This window comes from Prevotella sp. tc2-28, from assembly GCF_900107705.1.
GTDB lineage: Bacteria > Bacteroidota > Bacteroidia > Bacteroidales > Bacteroidaceae > Prevotella.
This window is the reverse complement of sequence record NZ_FNRE01000018.1, coordinates 17,354-40,032: the sequence shown is the minus strand read 5'-3', so window position 1 is coordinate 40,032 and position 22,679 is coordinate 17,354. Positions and strand designations below refer to the sequence as shown.

The window sequence follows — 22,679 nt, the reverse complement described above, 5'->3', positions numbered from 1 at the left end:
ACTATTCACTTTTTCAAGATGTCTTCGAATGCGTTCACTAACTCTTCTACCACGAACGGTTGACCTTTGACCTGATTGAACTGGTAGGGAACGAGGCCGTCGACCTTCATGCGGAGATAGGCAGCCAGCTGACCCATGTTCTGTTCGGCCACAACCACCTTCTTGTACTTCTTCAAGACCTCGGCGGTGTTCTTAGGCAGCGGGTTCAGGAACTTGAACTGTGTCTGGGCAACCTTGTAACCCTTCTGACGGAGCTCGTCCATGGCAGAGTGCAGGTGGCCATAGGTAGAACCGAAGCCAACGACCAGCAGGTCGGCATCCTGTACGTCGCCCTCTACTTCGAGGTCGGGCACCTGGATGTTGGCAATCTTCTGCTGGCGCAGACGCGTCATCAGGTCGTGGTTCTCGGGATTGGTCGAGATAGCACCCGTCTCGGAGTCCTTCTCCAAACCACCCAGGATGTGGGTGAAGCCCTCGCGACCCGGTACGGCCCAGTAGCGGGTACCGTTCTCGGCGCGCATATAGGGAGTCCACTTGCCTTTCAGTTCCTCAGGAACATAAGGAGGCTGGATGGCATCCAACTTGGCTATCTCCGGCAACTTAAACGCACCGGAGCCGTTGGCGATATAGGCATCGGTGAGCAGCACGACGGGTGTCATGTGCTCAAGGGCTATCTTACAAGCCTGGTAGGCAGCATCGAAGCAGTCGGCAGGACTGGTGGCTGCCAGCACGGGCATGGGACTCTCACCGTTGCGGCCGAAGAGCACCTGCAGCAGGTCGGTCTGTTCCGACTTGGTGGGCAGACCCGTGGCAGGACCGCCGCGCTGTACGTCGAGGATGACCAGGGGCAGTTCCATGATGACGGCCAGGTTCATGGCCTCCGACTTCAGGCAGATGCCAGGACCAGAGGTGGAAGTGACGGCCAGTGCACCGGCAAACGAGGCACCGAGGGCAGAGGCTGCACCGCTGATCTCGTCTTCACACTGAACGGTGGTCACACCCAGCGACTTGTGCTTCGACAACTCGTGGAGCACGTCGGTAGCAGGGGTGATGGGGTAGGAACCCAGGTAAAGCTTCAGACCGGCTTTCTCGGCAGCAGCAATGAAACCGTAAGCTGTTGCCTTGTTACCGGTGATGTCCATATAACGGCCAGGCTCCTTGTGCTTCGACTCGATGCGATAGACGTTGACAGCCGAGGAGTGGGTGTTGTGTCCGTAGTCGTAACCAGCCTGTACCACCTTGATATTGTTCTCGGCAATGGCAGGCTTCTTGGCAAATTTCTCTTTCAGGAAGTTGGCCACCAGCGACAGGTCGCGGTCGAACAACCAGCAAACCAGACCGAGGGCAAACATGTTACGGCACTTGAGGATGGCCTTGTTGTCCATGCCGGTGTCAGCCAGACAGTCCTTGACCATCGTGGTCAGCGGGCACTGGATGACGCGGTCGGGGTCGACACCCAGTTCACCCAGGTAGTCGTCGCTCTGGAATTGTGCCTTCTCGAGGTCCTTGGGACCGAAGGAGTCGGTGTCGATGATGATGGTAGCCTGCGGCTTGGCATACTTCAGCTGCGTCTTCAACGCTGCAGCATTCATAGCCACCAGCACGTCACACAGGTCGCCCGGCGTGTATACCTTGCCGGCACCGATGTGTACCTGGAAACCTGAGACACCCGTCAGCGAGCCTTGCGGGGCGCGGATGTCGGCAGGATAGTCGGGGAATGTTGAGATACCGTTACCTACGGTAGCTGATACCGTAGAAAAGATGTTTCCGGCCAACTGCATACCGTCGCCGGAGTCACCAGAGAACCGGACAACAACCTGTTCCAGTTCTTTTGCTTCTAATTTTTCAGCCATAATATATCTAATATGTATGAGTTTTTGAAAAACGATTGCAAAGGTCGTAATTTTCAATGTAATAACCAAATAAAAAACGATAAAAATGCAAGAACGGGCTGTATTATTATTCCGTTCTTGCATTTTTATACAGGAAAAAGAGTGGGTGCTTAGTACTCGAACGACGAGCCGCCCAAGAATTCGCGAAGCAGGGATGTGGGCGGTATCTGGTCTTCGGAGATGGGTTTGATGTATTTGAGGAACTTGCGCAGCCGGTAGGCTTCTGCATACTCAGGACAGTTCTCCGGCACTTGTTCAAGCAGCGGGTCGGCCTGTCGCTTGATGACGGCCAGTTCGAAGAGCATGGCGGAATTGAACATGGCGTCGGCATTTTCCTGGAAGGGGAATATCCAGCGATTCTCACCCTTGCGGACGGAAGGCCACCGGCGGATGGTCTCCTGGGCGGAAACGCCACGGTACTTGTGGTCGCGGATGATGCGGCGCAGCAGTCGGTTGTCGGTGGTGGGGATGTAGTTGTGGTTGTCGAGCAGGATGGTGGTCAGTGCTGACGCATAGACGCGGAAGACCTGTTCGTTGGGAATGTCGGCAGTCAGCTCGGGGTTGAGGGCGTGGATGCCTTCAACGACCAGCACCTCGTTGCCTTTCAATTTCAGTCGTTTGCCGCTCCACTCGCTCGTGCCTTTCTGGAAATTGTAGCGGGGAAGTTCCACTTCGTCGCCGCGGAAGAGGGCGTTGAGCTGTTCGTTGAGCAGGGGGATGTTCAGGGCGTGCAGGTGTTCGAAGTCATAGTCGCCGCTTTCGTCGCGTGGGGTATCCTCGCGGTTCAGGAAATAGTCGTCGAGCGAGATGCCGACAGGCTTGATGCCATTGACGGCCAGCTGCACGCTGAGTCGTTTGCAGGTCGTGGTCTTTCCGCTGGATGAGGGTCCGGCGATGAGCACCAGCTTAATGCCCTTCTGGTGTGCTATCTGGTCGGCAATCTGGGAGATTTTCTTCTCCTGCAAGGCTTCACTGATTTGGATGAGCTGGTTGGTATGTCCCTCAGTGATGGCGCGGTTCAGGTCGCCTACGGTGCGCATGCCGAGGATGCTTTGCCAGCGATGGTGCTCCTTGAAGATTTCAAACATCTTGTCCTGGCGCACAAAGGCTCCAAGCTTGGATGGGTCTTCCTGCGACGGGATGCGCAGCAGTACGCTGTCGTAGTAGTACTCCAGGCCGAAGAGCGTGACTTGTCCGGTAGACGTGAGCAGGGCACCGTAGTAATAGTCCAGGTAGCCGTCAATGTCGTAGAAGGTTGTATAGAGTGACCCGATGCCCTCGAGCAGCTTGACCTTGGAGAAAGAACGCGACTCGGTGAACATGCGGATGGCCTCCTCCGTGGTGGTCTCGTGGCGGTGGATAGGAATGTTGGCGTCGATGATTTGCTGCATGCGGCTGCGAAGAGCATTGACGTCGTCGGGTGTGACGGGACGGTCCAGTCGCAAGTCGACGTAGTAGCCGTTGCTGACGGGAATATCGATGATGACGGTACAGTCGGGCCAAAGGTCGTGAGCCGCCTTGTTCAGCACGAAGAAGAGCGTCCGCGTATAGGTACGGACAGCGGAAGCATCGTGCAGGTCGAGGAATTCAACGTCCTTTTGGTTGTAGACGCGATAGTGCATTCCTTCAACCTTGTTGTTCACCTTGGCATTGATAGGGCCGTAGTCCATTTCCAGGCCAGATTGGGAAAAAATATCAGAAAGTGTGCTGCCAATAGCTACTTTTAGAGTTTTTTTGTTATTTTTGCAGCGGATTATGACTTGTTGTTCCATAAAACATTAGTTTTTAGTTGGTGCAAATATACGAATAATCTCGGATAAATAACTTTTTAAGTATAAAAAAAATACAGATGCTATGTCTTTTTGGGTGATTTTCCGACTCTTGGGGTCGCTGGCGCTGCTGATGTTCGGCATGAAGTCGATGAGCGAGGCGTTGCAGAAGATGGCAGGTCCGCAGTTACGTCATGTGCTGGCAACCATGACTTCCAATCGTTTTACAAGCATGATAGCCGGTATCATAGTCACCGCTACCGTACAGAGTTCGACGGCAACGGCACTGATGACAGTCTCGTTTGTCAATGCCGGACTGCTCACGCTGTTGCAGGCTGTGGCCGTCATCATGGGTGCCCATATCGGTACGACCATCACGGCGTGGATGATGTCATTGGGATTCGCCTTCAACATGGCGGTGGTTATCTATCCTGCTTTCTTCCTGGGCATCGTGCTGATATACATGAAGAGCCGGCGCACCATGGGAGATTTCTTGTTCGGACTGGCTTTCCTCTTCCTGGGACTGAGCACGCTGACAAGTACGGGGTTCGGACTGATGGAGGATAAAGTGGCCCATGCAGCACTCATCCAGTCATTCGAAGGACTTAACGAGACGCATTTCTGGAACTCGCTGTTCTTCCTCCTGATAGGTATCACGCTGACGCTCTGCGCACAGTCGTCGGCCGCTATCATGGCGATGACGATGACACTTTGTGCTACAGGTGTGCTCCACATCGAACCGGGCATCATGCTGGTGCTGGGGCAGAATGTGGGTACCACCATTACTGCCAATATTGCCGCTGCTACCGCCAACGTACAGGCACGACGGGCGGCCTTTGCCCACTTTGTGGTAAATGCCGTGGGCGTGACATGGGCGCTGATCTTGCTCAGACCTTTCTTCGGACTGGTATGCCAATTGGTGGACTACGACCCGCAGATGTCGTACACAGACCCCGGCTTTGCCCTTCATACGGCAGTGGTGCTGGCAGCCTTCCATACGTCCTTCAATGTGGCGAACACCCTGTTGCTGATAGGATTTGCGCAGTATATAGAGCGCTTTGTCTGTTGGGTCGTTCAGCCCAAGAGTGTGGACGAAGAAGAGGAATTCCGTCTGCACTTCATCCAGTCGGGTATCATGAAAACCCCGGAGCTCTCCGTGCTGGAGGCACAGAAGGAAATCCGTTCGTTCTCCAACCGCATGCAACGCATGTTCGGCATGGTGCGCGAACTGCTGACGGAAAAGAACGAGCAGCAGTTCGCCCAGCAGTACGCCCGCATCGAGAAATATGAGGGCATTTCCGACAATATGGAAATAGAGATTGCCAAGTATTTGGACCAGGTGAGCGATGCCCACTTGTCGGACGATACGAAGGCGAAGATACGCGCCATGCTCCGTGAGATATCGGAACTGGAGTCCATCGGTGACTCCTGCTACCACATCGCCCGTACGATTAACCGCAAGGTACAGGGCAAACAAGACCATTTCAACGAGAAACAGTATGAGCATATCCATCAGATGATGGAACTGACCGACCAGGCCCTTAGTCAGATGAATGCCTTGATGGGCGGCCGTAAGGAAGCCTACGATGTGAATCGCTCGTTCAATATCGAGCACGAAATCAACAACTACCGTAATCAGCTGAAGTCACAAAACATCAACGACATCAACAACCATGCCTATACCTATGCTGTCGGAACGATATACATGGATATCATCAACGAGTGTGAAAAATTGGGCGACTACGTAGTAAATGTCGTTGAGGCACGAATGGGACACGATAAAAAGATGTACGACAAAGGTAAGTTTTTCTGATTTTATAACGTAGGTTTGATTTTTTTTAGTTACTTTTGCAGCCAAATTCACATTAATTAATTATAAAGCTTTCAATTCTATGAAAAAAAGAATGCTGTTTCTGGTGGTTCTGATGTTGACATCAACGCTGACCATCATGGCACAAATCACGACTTCGAGCATGGCCGGTAAGGTGACTTTCGACGATGCCAAAGGCGAGGAAGTTATTGGTGCAACAGTCGTTGCGGTACACGCACCTTCTGGTACGCGTTACACGGCGGTTACCAACACTACGGGTAACTTTACCATCCAAGGAATGCGTACCGGTGGCCCTTACGAGGTGACGGTTTCGTACATTGGCTACCAGCCGAAGACAATGACGGGTATCACCTTGGAGCTTGCTGAGACCTTCAACCTGGACGTCTGGTTGTCGGAAGATGCCAACCAGTTGTCAGAAGTGGTTGTCAGCGGTAAGGCTTCCAAGTTTGCTGCAGAAAAGACCGGTGCTTCTACCAACATCAACAATGCGATGATTACGAACCTGCCTACGGTGAACCGTACCATTACAGATGTGGTACGCCTTTCTCCTTACGGCTCAGGTGGCGGTGGCAGCATGGGCTTTGCCGGAGGTAACGGTAAGATGACCAATTTCACGGTTGACGGTGCCAACTTCAATAACAACTTCGGTCTGTCAGATAAGTTGCCAGGTAATGGTAACCCTATCTCTATCGATGCTATCGAGGAGTTGCAGGTTGTCGTTTCGCCGTTTGACGTTCGTCAGACCAACTTCATCGGTGGTGGTGTGAACGCCATCACGAAGTCGGGTACCAACACCTTCAAGGGTACTGCCTATATCTACCATAAGAATGAGAACATGCAGGGTGATGCTGTCGACAGAGAGCAGATTGCCGGTGCCCGTGAGCGCAGCAAGACAACGACCTATGGTTTCACCTTTGGCGGTCCGATTATCAAGAACAAGCTGTTCTTCTTCGGAAGCGGTGAAATGGTGAAATCACCTGCCATTATCAACCGCTGGCGTGCTTCTGAGGGAGGAAAATATGATGCAGAGAACTATCAGTCACGTGTTTCCACAGCAGATATGGATGCCGTTTCTGCATTCGTCAAGAACAAGTACGGCTATGATACCGGTTCTTACACCGACTGGTCGGGCGATACCGAGACCTACAAGTTGCTGGCTCGCTTAGACTGGAACATCACCGACAGACATCATCTGGCACTGCGTTACAACTACACCAAGAGCACCGACTGGACAGGTCCGTCAATGTCGGTAAACGGTGGTACGCTGCCTTACAGCAGAACGTCGCTCTATGCAATGTCGTTCTCTAATTCTATGTACAAGACAAATTATTATGTGAAGACGTTCGCCTTCGATCTGAACAGCCGTCTGACGGATAATCTGTCTAACCAGTTGCTGGTCACTTATTCTAAGAATGACCAGGAACGCGACTCTAACTCGAGGCCTTTCCCGTTCGTTGATATCCTGGACGGCGATGGCGGCAACTACATCTCACTGGGTTATGAGTTGTTCACATGGCACAACGCTGTCAACAACAACGTGCTGAACATCAAGGACGACGTGACCTACTATCTGGGCAGCCATACCATCACCGGTGGTCTGAGCTATGAATACCAGAAAGCCGAGAACCACTATATGCGTAACGGTACGGGATATTACCGTTATGAGAGTATGAAAGACTTCTTCTCCGATGCAGCACCATCTGTTGTTGCCCTGACTTATGGCTATAACGGTGTTGAGAATCCCAGCTGTAATGTCAACTTCAACCAGTTGGGTATCTATGCACAGGACGACTGGCGCGTTAGCAACAAGTTCAAGCTGACCTATGGCCTTCGTCTTGACGGCCTGTTCTTCAAGGACAAGGACCTGATGACCAACAATGCTATTCTGGCACTCGACTATAACGGCAAGCGTGTTGATACCGGTAAGTGGCCTTCCAATGCCATGTCATTCTCACCCCGTGTTGGTTTTACATGGGATGTGTTCGGTGACAAGAGCCTGAAGGTGCGCGGAGGTTCCGGACTCTTCCTGGGTCGTCTGCCCCTCGTGTTCTTCACTAACATGCCTTCGAATGCCAACATGTATCAGTTGGTAGGTGTATGGAACGCCACAGGAAGCAGCGGCACGAAGACCGATATGTCACAGTTTGCCGGCGGCATGAAGGTGGATGGCAATGGCTATCCCAGCATCGAAGCCTTGAGAAGCTACATCGTAGACAATGGCCTCGGTCCGTATAGCATCACGCCGGAAGACGGTACAGCATCAGGTACGGTGAACGGTATTGCCTCCGACTTCAAGATGCCTCAGGTATGGAAGACCTCCTTGGCTGTAGACTATCAGATTCCCGTATCGTTCCCGTTCTCTGTTACTGTTGAGGGTATCTTCAACAAGACCGTCAACGGAGTGTGCATTTCCGACTGGAGCTTGCGCGACGTGGGTGGCTATGCCCGTCTGAACGGTGCTGACAGTCGTGCCATCTATCAGGACTATAAGCTGACCTATACCAGAGCAGACGGCAAGGTGGTTGGTATGCCTAATGCCTACGTGCTGGAGAATACCAGCAAGGGCTACGGATTCACAGCCAACGTGACTCTGAATGCGCAGCCGTTCGAGTGGATGAGCCTGATGGCAGCCTACACACATACCGTGCAGAAAGAGCTGACCGGTATGCCAGGCTCTAACGCCTCGTCAGCCTTCTCTTACATCCCCTCTGTTGACGGTCCTAACTTCCTGGGCTTGCACAACTCGCAGTTTGTGACCCCAGACCGTATCATTGCCAGCGCCACCATTCACGACAAGGCCAACAACCACTACTCACTGGTGTATGAGACGTGGCGTGGTGACGGCAACTACTCGTACATGATGGCTAACGACATGAACGGTGACGGCAACGTCTATGACCTGGTGTATGTACCAACGGACCTGCAGGTAGCCAACAACGAGTTCCGCTTTGTTTCAGAGGATGACAAGCAGCGCTTCATGGACTTCGTGCACAACGACGACTATCTGAGCAAGCATCAGGGCGAGTATGCTGAGGCTTACAGCGTATATTCCCCTTGGGTTCACCGTCTGGACTTCAGCTACAAGCACGACTTCAACCTGAATATCGGCAAGACTCACCACACCTTGCAGCTGAGCTTCGACATGAAGAACGTGCTGAACTTCTTCAACTCAAGCTGGGGTGTTGCCAAGTACATGAATCCCGACCTGAACGGCGGTAAGATTCTGAAGTACGAGGGCGTGGACGCTCAGGGTTATGCCACCTTCTCTACGCCGTCGGCCGTCAATGGCAACACGCAGACATGGAAGCCCAGCCACACCATTGGTCAGTGCTGGTATGCCTCTATCGGTATTAAGTATATCTTCAACTAATTAAAGAAAGGCAGATTTATGAAACTGAAATATTTTATTCCGTCTTTGCTGGCAGTTTTCGCCATGCTGGTAGGATGTTCCGAGAACTTTGAGCGTTCTTATCTGGGCAATCTCCGTGTGTCTTCGTCCTACCTGGCTTTCTCTCTTGACGGCAGTTCTACTGAGCTTACGGTGAATGCCTCTTCAGACTGGGCATTCCAGAATGTTCCCGACTGGCTGACGATAGCGCCGGCCACAGGCAGCTCCGGTGAGAGCAAAGTCACGCTGACAGCCGCTAAGGCCGCCAGTGCCAAGAGTGCAACCATCAAGCTGGTTAGCGGTTCGAGCGTCCAGGAAATCAATATCCTGCAAGGCAAGAACGTTGCCGAGCTGGCAAATTGTAAGCAGGTGATTGAAGGCGCCGACGGTAAGACATTCCGCGTGAAGGGTACTGTGACGACGATAGCCAACGACACCTATGGCAACTGGTATCTGAAGGATGAGACCGGCGAGATATACATCTACGGTACGCTTGACGCCAAGGGTGCCACCAAGAACTTCCTCAGCCTGGGCATTGAGGCAGGCGACGTGGTGACCGTGGAAGGTCCGAAGAAGACTTATAACGGCACGGTAGAGCTGGTTGACGTCACCGTCGTGAAGATTGAGAAGTCGCTGGTTAAGATTGTCGCACCGGCGAAGACTCCGGAAATCGCGAAGGAAGGTGGCGACCTGACCGTGAAGCTGGCATTCAAGGGCAATCTCGCTCCCGGCATCCCCGACGACTGCAACTGGGTTCGCTATAAGAACATGACCGTTGTCAAGGGTACGGTGACCGCTGTCACGCCGAATCCTGCCGACACCGCCTACGTCAAGTTCGCCGTCGACGCCAACGAGGGCAAGGGCCGTTCCGCCGTGGTTTCCTTCACTTGCAGCAACGAGAAGAGCTCGTCGAGCGTTAACTTCACCATCAAGCAGGCCGCCAACGTGCTGCCTCACGGTGAGAATCCTGAGGATCCGTTCACCGTGGCCGAGGCTGTCGCCAAGTGTAAGGCCATCGGCAACACCACGGACGGCGTCATCTACTTCGCCAAGGGTGTTATCTCGTCCATCTCCAGCGTTGACACCGGTTCGTACGGCAATGCCACCTTCAACATCTCGGACAACGGCAACGACGAGAACTTCGTCACCGTCTTCCGCTCCTACTTCCTCGACAACCAGAAGTTCACGGCTGAGGGTCAGATTGGTGTCGGCGACGAGGTGGTCATCACCGGTAAGCTGGTGTACTACAAGGACAAGACCGGCAAGGAGACTCCCGAGTTCTCAGGCAGCGTTTACGTATACTCCATCAAGAAGGCGTCCAACGACCCCGGCACGAAGAACAATCCGTTCACCCCTGAACAGGCCATTGCCTACGTCGACGGCGGCGGTAAGGACGCTGTCTACGTGAAGGGTATCGTGTCGGAGTTGGTGAAGACCGGTTTCGACCCCGGTTACGGCAACGGTTCCTTCTGGATTTCCAGCGACGGCAAGAAGGCAGGCGACTACCTGAAGGATTTCGAGGCTTACCAGGTGAACTACCTGGGCGGTCGCAAGTGGACCGAGGCCGACCCGCAGATCAAGGTGGGCGACGTGGTTGTCATCTACGGTCCGCTGACTAAGTACAACAACACGCGCGAAACGCAGGGCAAGGGTGCCGCCTACGTCTACTCGCTGAACGGTAAGACCGAATAACAAACTACTCTTTATATATATTTAATAAGGTGTCTCGGCATTAGCCGGGGCATCTTTTTTTTATTTGAAAATAATGTCCGCGGACTTCGATGCAAAAGTCCACGGACTTTTGTTGAAAAGTCCACGGACTTCTGCGGAAAAGTCCACGGACTTTGATGGAAAAGTCCACGGACTTCGGCTGAAAACTCCACGGACTTCGGCTGAAAACTCCACGGACTTCTGCGTAAAAGTCCACGGACTTTGATGGAAAAGTCCACGGACTTCGGCTGAAAACTCCACGGACTTCGGCTGAAAACTCCACGGACTTCTGCGTAAAAGTCCACGGAGAAAATAAAAACAAGGTGCCGCGCAGGACCATGATGACACCCCCCATCGAAGGTGCCGTTGATACGTTTGAATGATAAAAAATATTAATAATCAGAACGATTTATTACAACGCGTGTAGTTTTTACGTACCTTTGTGCGTCGAAAGCATGTATTTTTTTATTATCCAACTAACTAATAATACGACAATGAAACTGAGAAAAATCTTTGTAGCTGCGCTGATGTTGCTCGGCACGACAGCTATGGTGGCTCAACCCATGCAGTTGCCGCCCATCCCCGTTGACCCTGCCGTGCGCATCGGCAAACTGGACAACGGACTGACGTATTACATCCGTCACAACGAGTATCCCGAACACGTGGCCAACTTCTACATCGCCCAGCGCGTAGGCTCTATCAACGAGGACGAGTCGCAGCGCGGACTGGCCCACTTCCTGGAGCACATGGCCTTCAACGGCTCTGAGCACTTCAAGGGCAACGGCATTATCGAGTTCACCCGCTCGCTGGGCGTCGAGTTCGGCAGCGACCTGAACGCCTACACCTCAATCGACCAGACCGTCTACCGCGTCTGCAACGTGCCCACCAAGCGCGCCACAGCCCTCGACTCCTGTCTGCTCATCCTGAAAGACTGGTCGAACGGCCTCGCCCTCGAGCCCGACGAGATTGACAAGGAGCGCGACGTCGTCCACAACGAGTGGCGACTGGGCGAAGGACCCTCGCAGCGCATGATCCAGCGTGCCCTGCCCAAGGTATATCCCGGCTCCAAGTATGGCGTGCGCCTGCCCATCGGCCTGATGTCCGTCATCGACAGCTTCAAGCCCCAGACACTCCGCGCCTACTACCAGAAATGGTATCGTCCCGACAACCAGGCCATCATCGTCGTGGGCGACGTCGACGTAGACCACATGGAGGCCAAGATCAAGGAACTCTTCGCCGGTATCAAGGTCGACCCCAAGGCTCCCAAGGTAGTGCCAGAGGCCGTGCCCGACAACAAGGAAGCCATCTATGTCTACGAGACCGACAAGGAGATGCAGATGGCCAACGTCTTCGTCATGATGAAGCACGAGGCCACCAAGCCCGAGGAGAAGGCCAGCATGGCTTACCTCATCCAGGACTATGCCGTCAACGTCATCTCGCAGATGATCAACCAGCGCCTGTCGGAAATGACGCAGGACGCCGCCTGCCCCTTCTTCCAGGGATTTGCCGACGACAGCCAGTACCTGCTCTCAAGCACCAAGGACTGCTTCGAGCTGATCGGTATCCCCAAGGAGGGCAAGGAGATGGAGACACTGAAGGTGCTCTACCGCGAGGCCAAGCGTGCACGTGAGTTCGGATTCACCGCAACAGAGTACGAGCGTGCCAAAGCCGACTACCTGAGCAGCCTGGAGAAGCGCTACACCAACCGCGACAAGCGCAAGAACGACGAGTTCGGCAATGCCTATCGCGACCACTATCTGACCAACGAGCCTATCCCACCATTGGACATCCTCTATCAGACCATGCAGCAGATTGCACCCAACATCCCCGTACAGGCCATCAACCAGATGCTGCCTGAACTCATCAGCCCGACGGACAGCAACCTGGTTGTCATGATCATGGCACAGGACAAGGAGGGCAAGGTACACCCGACCGAGAAAGACATGGCCGCTGCCATCGCTGCAGCACGTGCCGAGAAACTGGAGGCTTACGTCGACAATGTGAAGGACGAGCCGCTGCTGGACGCTGCCAAGATTAAGAAGGGTAAGATTACGAAGGAGACTGAGAACAAGACCTTCGGTTATAAGGAGCTGACACTGTCCAACGGTGCCACCGTTATCCTGAAGAAGACCGACTTCAAGGACGATGAGGTGCAGATGCAAGCCTTCTCAAAGGGTGGCAAGTCGCTCTATGGCGCAGCTGACTACACCAACCTCAAGGTGTTCGACACTGCCATCGGCATGAGCGGACTGGGCAACTTCTCAAGCACAGAACTGCAGAAGGCACTGGCTGGCAAGGAAGTAAACGCCGACATCTCGCTGGCCAACACCCGTCAGTATCTCTCCGCTCACTCAACTCCGAAGGACCTGGAGACAATGTTCCAGATGTCATACCTCTACTTCACCAACGTGAAGAAGGACGAGAAGCAGTTCCAGAACCTGATGACTCAGCTCGACATGGCGCTGAAGAACAAGTCGCTGTCGCCAGATGCCGTGTTCTCTGACTCAGTGGCTACCACAACCTATGCTCATAATCCGCGCTTCAGCAATCCGCAGTTGGAGGACCTGAAGGACATCAACTACGACCGCATCCTCGAGATTGCCAAGGAGCGCTTCCAGAATGCAGGACAGTTCACCTTCGTCATCGCAGGTAACTTCGACGAGCAGACCATCCGTCCGCTCATCGAGCAGTACATCGCCTCGCTGCCCGCTGCCAAGAAGAAGGCTGGGGACTTCAAGGAGTGCATCACCCTAGCCAAGGGTGAGGTGGTTAACCAGTTCAAAGTGAAGACCGAGTCGCCCAAGGCTACCGCCCGTGAGATGTGGTACGCCGAGATGCCTTACACACTCGAGAACAACGTGAAGCTGGATGCTGTAGGTCAGGTGCTCTCTATGATTTACCTGAAGACCATCCGTGAGGACGAGAGCGCTGCCTACTCTTGCGGAGCCGCCGGCTACTTCAACACGGGCTCCAAGCAGCCCAAGGCCATGCTGATGGCTTACTGCCCGATGAATCCTGACAAGTCTGAGTTGGCTGTACGCCTGCTCCACGAGGGTATCCAGAGCATGACCAAGAAGGTAGATGCCGACCAGTTGCAGAAGGTGAAGGACTTCATGCTGAAGCAGGCCGACATCGATGCCAAGAAGAACAGCTATTGGATTAACACCATCACCACCTACAAGGAGTATGGTCTTGACTTCTATACTGACTATAAGAAGACTGTTGAGGCGCTGACCGTCGACTCCGTCCGCGACTTCCTCAACCAGCTCCTGAAGAGTGGTAACCACGTTGAGGTAATCATGACTCCCGAGGCTAAATAGCAGAAGACATATAATAAAGGTAAAACGGCTTGCTCCTAATGGAAACAAGCCGTTTTATTTTGTTGTTTGGCAAAAACTCCGTACCTTTGCACGCAAATAATAAACAGTAAATACTCAAACAGTAAATAATATGTCCTATTTCTTTTCTTCAGAATCAGTTTCAGAAGGTCATCCCGACAAGGTGGCCGACCAGATAAGTGATGCCATCCTGGACCAGTTCCTGGCTTATGATGAGCATGCACGAGTGGCTTGTGAGTCGTTTGTTACTACCGGCCAGGTGGTCATTATGGGCGAAGTACGCAGCGATGTCTATATCGATCTGCAGACAATAGCCCGTAACACCATCAAGAAGATTGGCTATACCAAGGCAGAGTATCAGTTCGACGGTAATTCCTGTGGAATCCTCACGGCTATCCATGAGCAGAGCGAAGACATTAACCGTGGCGTGGATAATGGCGACGAGGACGAACAGGGTGCTGGCGACCAGGGCATGATGTTCGGATATGCTACGAACGAGACGGAGAGTTTAATGCCAGTATCACTGGACTTGGCGCATCTCCTCGTTCATACCTTGGCTGAAATCCGCAAGGAAGGTAAGCTGATGACTTATCTCCGGCCCGACGCCAAGAGTCAGGTGACGATCCAATATAGCGACGCAGGTATTCCAGAGCGCATCGACACCATTGTCGTCTCTACTCAGCATGACGAGTTCGATACGGACGATGAACGCATGCTGGCTAAGATTCGCGAGGATGTCATCAACATTCTGATACCTCGTGTCAAGTCAAAAATCCATTCCAAGAAGGTGCTCGACCTCTTTGGCGATGACATCAAGTATTATGTCAATCCTACAGGAAAGTTCGTTATTGGCGGACCTCACGGTGACACCGGACTGACTGGACGTAAGATTATCGTTGACACCTACGGAGGCAAGGGTGCCCATGGCGGTGGCGCTTTCTCGGGCAAGGACTCTTCTAAAGTAGACCGCTCTGCTGCCTATGCGGCCCGCCATATTGCTAAAAATATGGTAGCGGCAGGCGTCGCTGATGAGATGTTGGTACAGATAAGCTATGCTATCGGCGTGGCTAAGCCTATGAATATCTATGTCAATACTTACGGACGTAGTCATGTCAATATGACGGATGGCGAGATTGCCAAGCGTATTGAGAAACTATTCGACTTGCGCCCGAAGGCCATAGAGCGTACATTGAAACTACGTCAGCCAATGTATGTGGAAACGGCTGCCTATGGGCATATGGGACGTCGTTCGGAGGTGGTGAAAAAGACGTTCACCAGTCGATATCACGAGACGAAGACCATTGATGTGGAACTCTTCACCTGGGAAAAACTGGACAGGGTAGAAGACATTAAGCACGAGTTTGCATTGTAAGTACTTTGGCACAGCAAGACAGCATACAGCAACAGCATACGACGGTGGGAGGCGACTCGGTAGTTGCCACCCATCGTCAGCTTACTCCTGCACAGGTCTTGAAATGGCTCCCTCGTAATGCAACGCCTGCACAGCAGGATTCTGCTATCCAAGCTCATTTCAAGCCGGATACGATTCGATGGAGTAAACGCCCTGATACCCTTCATTTGCCTGGCCATGACAAGGGACATAACATGCTGGATGTGGATATCCCACAGTATTATCGCGAAGGCTTCTTTTCCAAAGATACCCTCTTCCACCCAGAACTGACTGGAGGACGCTATGGCGTGGCGGGTGACCCCGTCCCCGATACGGTGAATACGGACAATGTGATGACAGGTCTCCTGCTATTTTGTTTTATTCTGGCCATACTGGCATTTTCCAGTGCGAAAGGCTTCATAGTACGCCAGTACAGCAAATTCTTTAGTCCCTTCCATGATGATGAGGGAAATACTAGCGAAACACTTGTGGAGTTACGTTTCCAGTTATTCCTTGCCATATTGACAGGTTTAATGTCCTCGCTGCTCTATTACTTCTATACCCTGCGCTTTATTGGCGAGACCTTTGTCTTGGCGTCACAATATTATCTTATCGCCATATATTTAGGAATATTCATTGCATACTTCTTGTTGAAAATACTGTTATACCAAATCGTGAATGTAGTCCTTTTCGATGGTAAAAGAAACAGACAATGGATGAAGGCATTACTCTTTATAACTGCCATCGAAGGTGTGCTGCTGTTCCCTGCTGTGATGATGCAGGCTTATTTCGATCTTTCTGTCAAAACAGTGGTGATTTATGTTGTAACAGTATTGGTATTTGTTAAATTACTGACGATTTTCAAGTGCTTTATTATCTTTTTTTATCGAAATGTCGTCAAATTGCAGATTATTTTGTACTTTTGTGCGCTCGAATTGGTACCGATGCTCGCTTTATGGAGTATTTTGGATATCACAGCGAATGTGTTGAAAATAAAATTTTAGGACATCAATGATAAAGAAGATTTTGGTTTCACAACCTAAACCCTCCAGTGAGAAATCACCGTATTACGACATCGCTTCAAAATTTGGGGTAGAACTAGTGTTCCGTCCTTTTATTAAAGTGGAAGGGATAACAACTAAGGAGTTTCGTGCGCAGAAGGTCAGCATCCTTGACCATACTGCCGTTGTGTTCACTTCACGTCATGCCATTGACCATTTCTTTACGTTGGCTAAAGAGATGCGTCTTGCCATCCCCGAGGATATGAAGTATTTCTGTGTGACAGAGACCATTTCCCTCTATATCCAGAAATATGTTCAGTACCGTAAGCGTAAGGTGTTCTTCGGGACGACTGGTAAGATCGATGATTTGATACCAACGATGGTCAAGCATAAACAGGAGAAATACCTGGTGCCCATGAGTGATGTCCATAGCGATAGTGTTGCCAAGATGCTCGATGCCAAGAAACTGCAGCATGACGAGTGTGTAATGTATCGTACTGTCAGCAATGATTTTACACCAGAGGAAGTGAAATCCTTCGACTATGATATGTTGGTTTTCTTTAGTCCTTCGGGTATTGAGTCGCTGACCAAGAACTTCCCGGGATTCAAGCAAGACAAGATTGCCATTGCTACTTTTGGACCCTCGACAGCACAGGCCGCTAAGGATGCAGGGTTGCGTGTAGACTTGGAAGCCCCATCGGAGAAATATCCTTCGATGACAGGTGCCTTACAGCACTACCTGCTGGAGAAACAAGGATAAAGTATGACTAGCTCCGGGCGTTTAACGTTTCCAAAACAGGAGCGCATGGTCAGCAGACAACTGATAGAGACGCTCTTTGGTGGTAAATGTAGTCATTCTCTGGCAACTTTCCCCCTGCGTATAGTATATAGGACATGTGAACGTCAAGCGGATGATGCTCCGGTACAGTTATTGGTAAGCGTTTCAAAAAGACACTTCAAGCATGCAGTGGACCGTAATAGAGTAAAACGGCAAATTCGAGAGGCATGGCGTTGTCATCGACAAATGCTCGTTGAGGCTCTGCCTGAAACAGTACAACTGCAACTGGCTTGTATATGGTTGTCTGACGCGCATTGCCCCTCTGCGGAGATAACGGACAAAATGGTGTCGCTGATGCGACGAGTGGTCGAAAAGCTATGAGAAATTTGGCGCATCTTTTGTCTAGAGGTCTGGTGTGGTTGATGTTGCTGCCTATCCGCTTCTATCAGATTGCCATCTCCCCGTTGTTAGGTCCTTCATGCCGTTTTACGCCCACATGTAGCGAGTATGCACGGCAGGCTCTCATCAAGCATGGTCCGGTGAAAGGCTTGTATTTGGCTGTGTGGCGCATCCTAAGATGTAACCCCTGGGGAGGATCGGGGTATGACCCTGTTCCTTAAACATCAGAACAACGATATAAAGAAATAACGAAAGAAACAATAATATGAAGAACTTTGTAGAAGAACTGAAATGGCGTGGTATGCTGGCACAGATGATGCCAGGAACGGAGGAATTGCTCCAGAAAGAAATGGTAACGGCCTATTTGGGTACCGACCCTACAGCCGACTCCTTGCATATCGGCCACCTCTGTGGCATCATGATGCTGCGTCACTTGCAGCATTGCGGTCATAAACCCATCATTCTCGTTGGCGGTGCTACAGGTATGATTGGCGACCCCTCGGGAAAATCGCAGGAGCGTAACTTGCTGAACGATGAGACACTCCGTCATAATCAGGAGTGTATTAAGCAACAAGTGGCAAAGTTCCTTGACTTTGAATCAAAGGATGCCAATGCTGCAGAGATGGTTAACAACTATGATTGGATGAAGGACTTTACCTTCTTGGACTTTGCTCGTGAAGTTGGCAAGCATATCACCGTGAACTATATGATGGCCAAGGAGTCTGTTCAGCAGCGTTTGAACGGAACAGCCCGTGATGGTCTGTCATTTACCGAGTTCACTTATCAGCTGTTACAGGGCTATGATTTTCTATACCTCTACCAGCATAAAGGTGTCAAGTTACAGTTAGGTGGTAATGACCAATGGGGCAACATGACAACAGGAACAGAGTTAATTCGTCGTACTTTAGGAAATGATGTAGAGACCTTCGCTCTTACTTGCCCGCTTATCACCAAGAGTGATGGTAAGAAGTTTGGCAAGACGGAGAGTGGCAATATCTGGCTCGATCCTAAGCGCACCACACCTTATAAGTTCTATCAATTCTGGCTGAATGTCAGTGACGAAGATGCCGAACGCTATATCAAGATTTTTACTTCGCTGGAGAAAGAGGTCATTGAAGGCCTTGTCGAAGAACACAAGCAGGATCCAGGCCGACGTGTGCTGCAAAAACGTCTGGCAGAGGAGGTAACCTTGATGGTACATTCCCAGGAGGCTCTCGACACTGCAATTGAGGCCAGCAGCATTCTTTTCGGCAAGTCAACCAAAGAAGGACTGGAGAAATTAGACGAGCAAACCTTCCTTGATGTGTTCGATGGTGTCCCACAGTTTGAGATTTCTAAGGATCAATTGGGGCAACCTGCTATAGAGCTGTTCACCACTGTGGCTCCAGTATTCCCCTCTAAGGGTGAGATGCGTAAGATGGTTCAGGGTGGTGGCGTGTCACTCAACAAAGAGAAGTTGACAGATCAAAATCGCGCAGTGACAACTGACGATTTGATAGACGGGAAGTACCTTTTGGCACAGAAAGGTAAGAAGAATTATTACCTGCTTATCGTGAAATAATCGAGAAAAAATTTGGTGGTGGACTAAAAAACCACTACCTTTGCACCCGCTAACAGCATGATTGTCCAATGGTGTAATGGTAGCACAACAGGTTTTGGTTCTGTTTGTGGTGGTTCGAATCCGCCTTGGACAACGCAAAGAAGTGGCCTTTTTAGGTCACTTCTTTTATTTATGCCAATACAGTCAAATATTAATCTAAATTAAAACGTGAGCGATTATGTTGGTAGTACGTTTTTTTTTTGTATCTTTGCGGAAGAAAACTGCTAAAACGAATATGAAGACAAATTATGAGATACGTTATGCGGCTCATCCAGAGGACGTGAAACACTATGATACACAGCGTTTGCGCCGTGATTTTCTCATAGAAAAACTCTTTGAGAAGGATGAGGTGAATATGGTGTACTCCATGTATGACCGTATTGTGGTGGGTGGAGCGATGCCAATTAAAGAAACACTTACGCTAGAAGCTATAGACCCACTGAAGGCTCCTTGCTTTACACATCGTCGTGAGGTTGGTGTCTATAATGTTGGTGGAGCTGGTACCGTCAAGGTAGGCGATGAAGTATTTGACCTTGACTACAAGGAGGCTTTATATATAGGTAGTGGTGACAGGGAAGTGCAGTTTTGCTCGAAAGACGCAGCCAACCCAGCCAAGTTCTATTTCAATTCAGCAACGGCACACACGTCCTATCCTTGTAAAAAGGTGAACAAACAAAACGCAGTAGTGGCTCATATGGGTTCGCTGGAGATGTCGAACGAACGTGATATCAATAAAATGTTGGTTAATCAGGTTTTGCCGACATGCCAGTTGCAGATGGGTATGACAGAGCTGGCTCCAGGTTCTGTGTGGAATACGATGCCAGCCCATGTGCACTCTCGTCGCATGGAGGCCTATTTCTATTTTGAACTACCTGACGATCAGGCTGTGTGTCACCTGATGGGAGAACCAGAAGAGACACGTCATATCTGGATGCGTGGTGAGCAGGCTGTGCTCTCGCCAGAATGGAGTATCCATTCGGCTGCTGCTACTCACAACTATACATTTATCTGGGGCATGGGTGGTGAGAACCTCGATTATGGAGATCAAGATTTTTTTCAAATTACTGATTTAAAATAAAAACAGAACTATTATGGCAAATCCATTTTCATTGGAAGGTAAGAACGCTTGGATTACCGGCGCATCTTACGGTATCGGTTTTAACATTGCAAAAGCATTTGTAGCCGCAGGTATTAAGAACATTATCTTCAACGACATCAATGAAGCAGCTTTGGAGCGAGGTCTTGCTAACTACAAGGAGGCTGGCATTGAGAATGTTCATGGCTATGTTTGTGACGTGACGAAAGAAGACGACGTGAAGGCTTTGGTAGAAAAGATTCACGCTGAGGTAGGCCAGATTGATATTTTGGTAAACAATGCTGGTATTATCAAGCGTATCCCTATGCACGAAATGAAACGTGCTGAGTTCCAGCAGGTCATTGACGTTGATTTGGTAGCTCCGTTCATTGTGGCTAGCGCCGTCATTCCTGAGATGATGGAGCGCAAGGAAGGCAAGATTATCAATATCTGTTCAATGATGTCTGAGTTGGGTCGTGAGACAGTGAGTGCATATGCTGCAGCTAAGGGTGGTCTGAAGATGCTGACCCGTAACATCTGTTCAGAGTATGGTGAGTATAACATCCAATGTAACGGTATTGGCCCGGGTTATATCGCTACTCCTCAGACAGCTCCTCTCCGTGAACGTCAGCCCGACGGAAGCCGTCATCCTTTCGACTCGTTTATTTGCGCCAAGACTCCCGCAGGTCGTTGGCTCGATCCTTCTGAGTTAGGTGGCCCCGCTGTCTTCTTGGCTTCTCATGCCTCTGATGCTGTTAATGGCCACGTCCTCTATGTTGACGGTGGTATCTTGGCATACATCGGCAAGCAGCCTCAGTAATTGGGGTAAATAAAAATAGAGGGGCTTCATCATTGATGAGGCCCCTCTAAATTTTTATTTACAAATTATTTGTTGACAGCTTCTGCAAGCTCAGTGCCGGGCTTGAACTTAGCAACCTTCTTAGCAGCAATCTTAATCTTCTGCTTGGTAGCAGGGTTGATACCTTCACGAGCAGGCTTCTTAACAACATCGAATGTTCCGAAACCAACGAGCTGAACCTTATCACCCTTCTTCAGAGCACCCTTGATAGCATCTACTGTAGCGTCGAGAGCCTTTTTTGCATCAACTTTGGTCAGATTTGCACCAGCTGCAATCTTGTCAATTAATTCTGTTTTGTTCATAATTTTGTTGTTTTAAGTGAATTATTAATAGAATAAAGTAGAAATTCTGACGCAAATATAGGATAAAGTTGTCAAATGACAAACAAAAAATGAAAAAAAAATGCTTTTTTACCTAAAAAAAGTTCGTATTAGGCGTTTTTTATGCTAAAAACGAGATAAATTTAGTAATTTTGCCTTCGAAATCAGTGGTAAGTGTGCCAAATAGAAATTAAACGATATTACTGAGATATGAATAATATACCAACAATGACCAAGAATCTTCTTATCATCAATGTTTTGGCTTTCGTCGCCACATTGGTGTTAGAGCGTAGTGGGGTAGACCTGACATCTATGTTGGGACTCCATTTCTTCTTGGCTAGTGACTTCCGGGTTTATCAGTTCATCACCTATATGTTTTTGCATGGAGGGTTTACACATATCCTTTTCAATATGTTTGCCCTCTGGATGTTTGGTAGCGTGATAGAGAGAGTGTGGGGTCCGAAGAAATTTCTTTTTTATTACATTGTGTGCGGTGTAGGTGCCGGTATTATCCAAGAGTTGGTTCAGTATGCCGACTTCAGCATTCAAGGCATTGCAGCCTACCAATATGTGAATGCGGGTGGGGTGCAGATGACGACAGATGCCTATATCAACCTGTGGACAACCATCGGAGCTTCAGGTGCTGTTTATGGTATTTTGTTGGCCTTTGGTATGATATTCCCTAATGAGCGTTTGTTCATAATTCCATTTCCATTTCCTATCAAGGCTAAATGGTTGATAGCAGGATACATTGCAATAGAACTATTCTCGGCAATGAGTGGCCCTGGTGATGGGGTAGCCCACATGGCGCATCTTGGTGGAATGTTGTTTGGCTTTCTTCTTATTCGATATTGGCAGAAGCATCCTGATTCCAGTCAGCGCTTTGGACGCAGTCATGGTCAGGAGTTCTTTGACAATATGAAACGTAAGTTTGATGAGCGTCAGCATAATAATAGGATGAAAGCTGAGCCCACGAACCGACGCGGTGAGACAGACGAGGAATATAATACCCGTAAGCGTCAGAACCAGGATGAGATTGACGCTATCCTAGATAAGATACGGAAAAGTGGCTATGACAGTCTGACGAAGGAGGAAAAGCAAAAGTTGTTTGATCAAAGTCGTCAGTAGTGATTAAGCAGTTTAGGAATTTCACGGTGCAAGTGTTGACAGGAGCTAATATTGCCACTGTCATCTTGATGTTACTTGTAGGGTATAGTGACCATGTCAATCCTACGGATCATCCAATGGTGTCTACAGTAGGAATGACATTTCCCTTTTTCCTGTTGATGAATATGGGGTTCCTGTTTTTTTGGATTGTATTCAAATGGA

The 22,679-nt window shown here is 50.2% G+C and carries 16 protein-coding genes and 1 tRNA gene; 14 read left to right on the top strand and 3 right to left on the bottom strand.

The features are described from left to right. Positions 1-5: 5 nt before the first annotated feature. The gene (locus BLU47_RS13290) at positions 6-1,853 is read right to left on the bottom strand and encodes a 2-oxoacid:acceptor oxidoreductase subunit alpha (protein WP_091963811.1); all 1,848 of its coding nucleotides are present in this window, start codon (positions 1,851-1,853) and stop codon (positions 6-8) included. Positions 1,854-2,002: 149 nt separating this feature from the next. Next, positions 2,003-3,664, bottom strand: coding sequence for a nucleoside kinase (locus tag BLU47_RS13285; protein ID WP_091963807.1), 1,662 nt, complete (start codon positions 3,662-3,664; stop codon positions 2,003-2,005). 82 nt (positions 3,665-3,746) lie between these two features. On the opposite strand from BLU47_RS13285, the gene BLU47_RS13280 reads away from it, so the two are divergent. The 13 genes from BLU47_RS13280 to BLU47_RS13220 all read left to right on the top strand — a co-directional run bounded on the left by BLU47_RS13280 (position 3,747) and on the right by BLU47_RS13220 (position 20,991). Continuing rightward, on the top strand, positions 3,747-5,474 hold the full coding sequence (locus BLU47_RS13280) for a Na/Pi cotransporter family protein (protein WP_091963804.1): 1,728 nt from the start codon (positions 3,747-3,749) through the stop codon (positions 5,472-5,474). Positions 5,475-5,553: 79 nt separating this feature from the next. Beyond that, positions 5,554-8,862, top strand: a complete 3,309-nt coding sequence (locus BLU47_RS13275; RefSeq protein ID WP_091963799.1) for a TonB-dependent receptor — start codon at positions 5,554-5,556, stop codon at positions 8,860-8,862. 18 nt (positions 8,863-8,880) lie between these two features. After that, a complete protein-coding gene (locus tag BLU47_RS13270) occupies positions 8,881-10,572 on the top strand; it encodes a BACON domain-containing protein (protein WP_091963795.1) in 1,692 nt (563 codons plus the stop codon). A 512-nt stretch (positions 10,573-11,084) separates the two neighbouring features. Then, positions 11,085-13,910, top strand: a complete 2,826-nt coding sequence (locus BLU47_RS13265; protein WP_091963792.1) for a M16 family metallopeptidase — start codon at positions 11,085-11,087, stop codon at positions 13,908-13,910. 130 nt (positions 13,911-14,040) lie between these two features. Beyond that, complete coding sequence (metK, locus tag BLU47_RS13260) at positions 14,041-15,300, top strand: methionine adenosyltransferase (RefSeq protein WP_091963789.1); 1,260 nt, start codon at positions 14,041-14,043, stop codon at positions 15,298-15,300. Positions 15,301-15,305: 5 nt separating this feature from the next. After that, on the top strand, positions 15,306-16,322 hold the full coding sequence (locus tag BLU47_RS13255) for a DUF4271 domain-containing protein (RefSeq protein ID WP_255402211.1): 1,017 nt from the start codon (positions 15,306-15,308) through the stop codon (positions 16,320-16,322). Between the two features lie 7 nt (positions 16,323-16,329). Further along, positions 16,330-17,079, top strand: a complete 750-nt coding sequence (locus tag BLU47_RS13250) for a uroporphyrinogen-III synthase (RefSeq protein WP_091963786.1) — start codon at positions 16,330-16,332, stop codon at positions 17,077-17,079. A 3-nt stretch (positions 17,080-17,082) separates the two neighbouring features. Next, a complete protein-coding gene (locus tag BLU47_RS13245; RefSeq protein WP_091963783.1) occupies positions 17,083-17,478 on the top strand; it encodes a ribonuclease P protein component in 396 nt (131 codons plus the stop codon). After that, positions 17,475-17,717 carry a membrane protein insertion efficiency factor YidD gene (gene yidD, locus BLU47_RS13240; protein ID WP_091963780.1) on the top strand — a complete coding sequence of 81 codons (243 nt, stop codon included), beginning with the start codon at positions 17,475-17,477 and terminating at the stop codon, positions 17,715-17,717. The genes BLU47_RS13245 and yidD overlap by 4 nt, the downstream gene beginning before the upstream one ends. 44 nt (positions 17,718-17,761) lie before the next feature. Further along, complete coding sequence (gene tyrS, locus BLU47_RS13235) at positions 17,762-19,057, top strand: tyrosine--tRNA ligase (RefSeq protein ID WP_091963777.1); 1,296 nt, start codon at positions 17,762-17,764, stop codon at positions 19,055-19,057. 62 nt (positions 19,058-19,119) lie between these two features. Next, positions 19,120-19,190 (top strand) — tRNA-Gln (locus BLU47_RS13230). Between the two features lie 141 nt (positions 19,191-19,331). Further along, positions 19,332-20,174 (top strand): 5-dehydro-4-deoxy-D-glucuronate isomerase, encoded by an 843-nt coding sequence (kduI, locus tag BLU47_RS13225; protein ID WP_091963774.1) that lies wholly within the window; start codon positions 19,332-19,334, stop codon positions 20,172-20,174. 13 nt (positions 20,175-20,187) lie between these two features. Then, positions 20,188-20,991 carry a gluconate 5-dehydrogenase gene (locus BLU47_RS13220; RefSeq protein WP_091963770.1) on the top strand — a complete coding sequence of 268 codons (804 nt, stop codon included), beginning with the start codon at positions 20,188-20,190 and terminating at the stop codon, positions 20,989-20,991. 65 nt (positions 20,992-21,056) lie between these two features. Here the strand turns inward: BLU47_RS13220 and BLU47_RS13215 are convergent, their stop codons facing one another. Beyond that, positions 21,057-21,332, bottom strand: coding sequence for an HU family DNA-binding protein (locus tag BLU47_RS13215; protein ID WP_091963768.1), 276 nt, complete (start codon positions 21,330-21,332; stop codon positions 21,057-21,059). Between the two features lie 228 nt (positions 21,333-21,560). Here BLU47_RS13215 and BLU47_RS13210 point away from each other — a divergent pair, with 228 nt between their 5' ends. After that, complete coding sequence (locus BLU47_RS13210; RefSeq protein ID WP_091963765.1) at positions 21,561-22,478, top strand: rhomboid family intramembrane serine protease; 918 nt, start codon at positions 21,561-21,563, stop codon at positions 22,476-22,478. Positions 22,479-22,679 lie beyond the last annotated feature (201 nt).

Excerpts from the sequence above, each read along its gene's own strand:
- BLU47_RS13285 (WP_091963807.1), bottom strand. The coding sequence starts at position 3,664 with ATGGAACAACAAGTCATAATCCGCTGCAAAAATAACAAAAAAACTCTA.
- BLU47_RS13215 (WP_091963768.1), bottom strand. The coding sequence starts at position 21,332 with ATGAACAAAACAGAATTAATTGACAAGATTGCAGCTGGTGCAAATCTG.
- BLU47_RS13265 (WP_091963792.1), top strand. The coding sequence starts at position 11,085 with ATGAAACTGAGAAAAATCTTTGTAGCTGCGCTGATGTTGCTCGGCACG.
- BLU47_RS13250 (WP_091963786.1), top strand. The coding sequence starts at position 16,330 with ATGATAAAGAAGATTTTGGTTTCACAACCTAAACCCTCCAGTGAGAAA.
- yidD (WP_091963780.1), top strand. The coding sequence starts at position 17,475 with ATGAGAAATTTGGCGCATCTTTTGTCTAGAGGTCTGGTGTGGTTGATG.
- kduI (WP_091963774.1), top strand. The coding sequence starts at position 19,332 with ATGAAGACAAATTATGAGATACGTTATGCGGCTCATCCAGAGGACGTG.
- BLU47_RS13280 (WP_091963804.1), top strand. The coding sequence starts at position 3,747 with ATGTCTTTTTGGGTGATTTTCCGACTCTTGGGGTCGCTGGCGCTGCTG.
- BLU47_RS13290 (WP_091963811.1), bottom strand. The coding sequence starts at position 1,853 with ATGGCTGAAAAATTAGAAGCAAAAGAACTGGAACAGGTTGTTGTCCGG.
- tyrS (WP_091963777.1), top strand. The coding sequence starts at position 17,762 with ATGAAGAACTTTGTAGAAGAACTGAAATGGCGTGGTATGCTGGCACAG.
- BLU47_RS13275 (WP_091963799.1), top strand. The coding sequence starts at position 5,554 with ATGAAAAAAAGAATGCTGTTTCTGGTGGTTCTGATGTTGACATCAACG.
- metK (WP_091963789.1), top strand. The coding sequence starts at position 14,041 with ATGTCCTATTTCTTTTCTTCAGAATCAGTTTCAGAAGGTCATCCCGAC.
- BLU47_RS13270 (WP_091963795.1), top strand. The coding sequence starts at position 8,881 with ATGAAACTGAAATATTTTATTCCGTCTTTGCTGGCAGTTTTCGCCATG.
- BLU47_RS13245 (WP_091963783.1), top strand. The coding sequence starts at position 17,083 with ATGACTAGCTCCGGGCGTTTAACGTTTCCAAAACAGGAGCGCATGGTC.
- BLU47_RS13210 (WP_091963765.1), top strand. The coding sequence starts at position 21,561 with ATGAATAATATACCAACAATGACCAAGAATCTTCTTATCATCAATGTT.
- BLU47_RS13220 (WP_091963770.1), top strand. The coding sequence starts at position 20,188 with ATGGCAAATCCATTTTCATTGGAAGGTAAGAACGCTTGGATTACCGGC.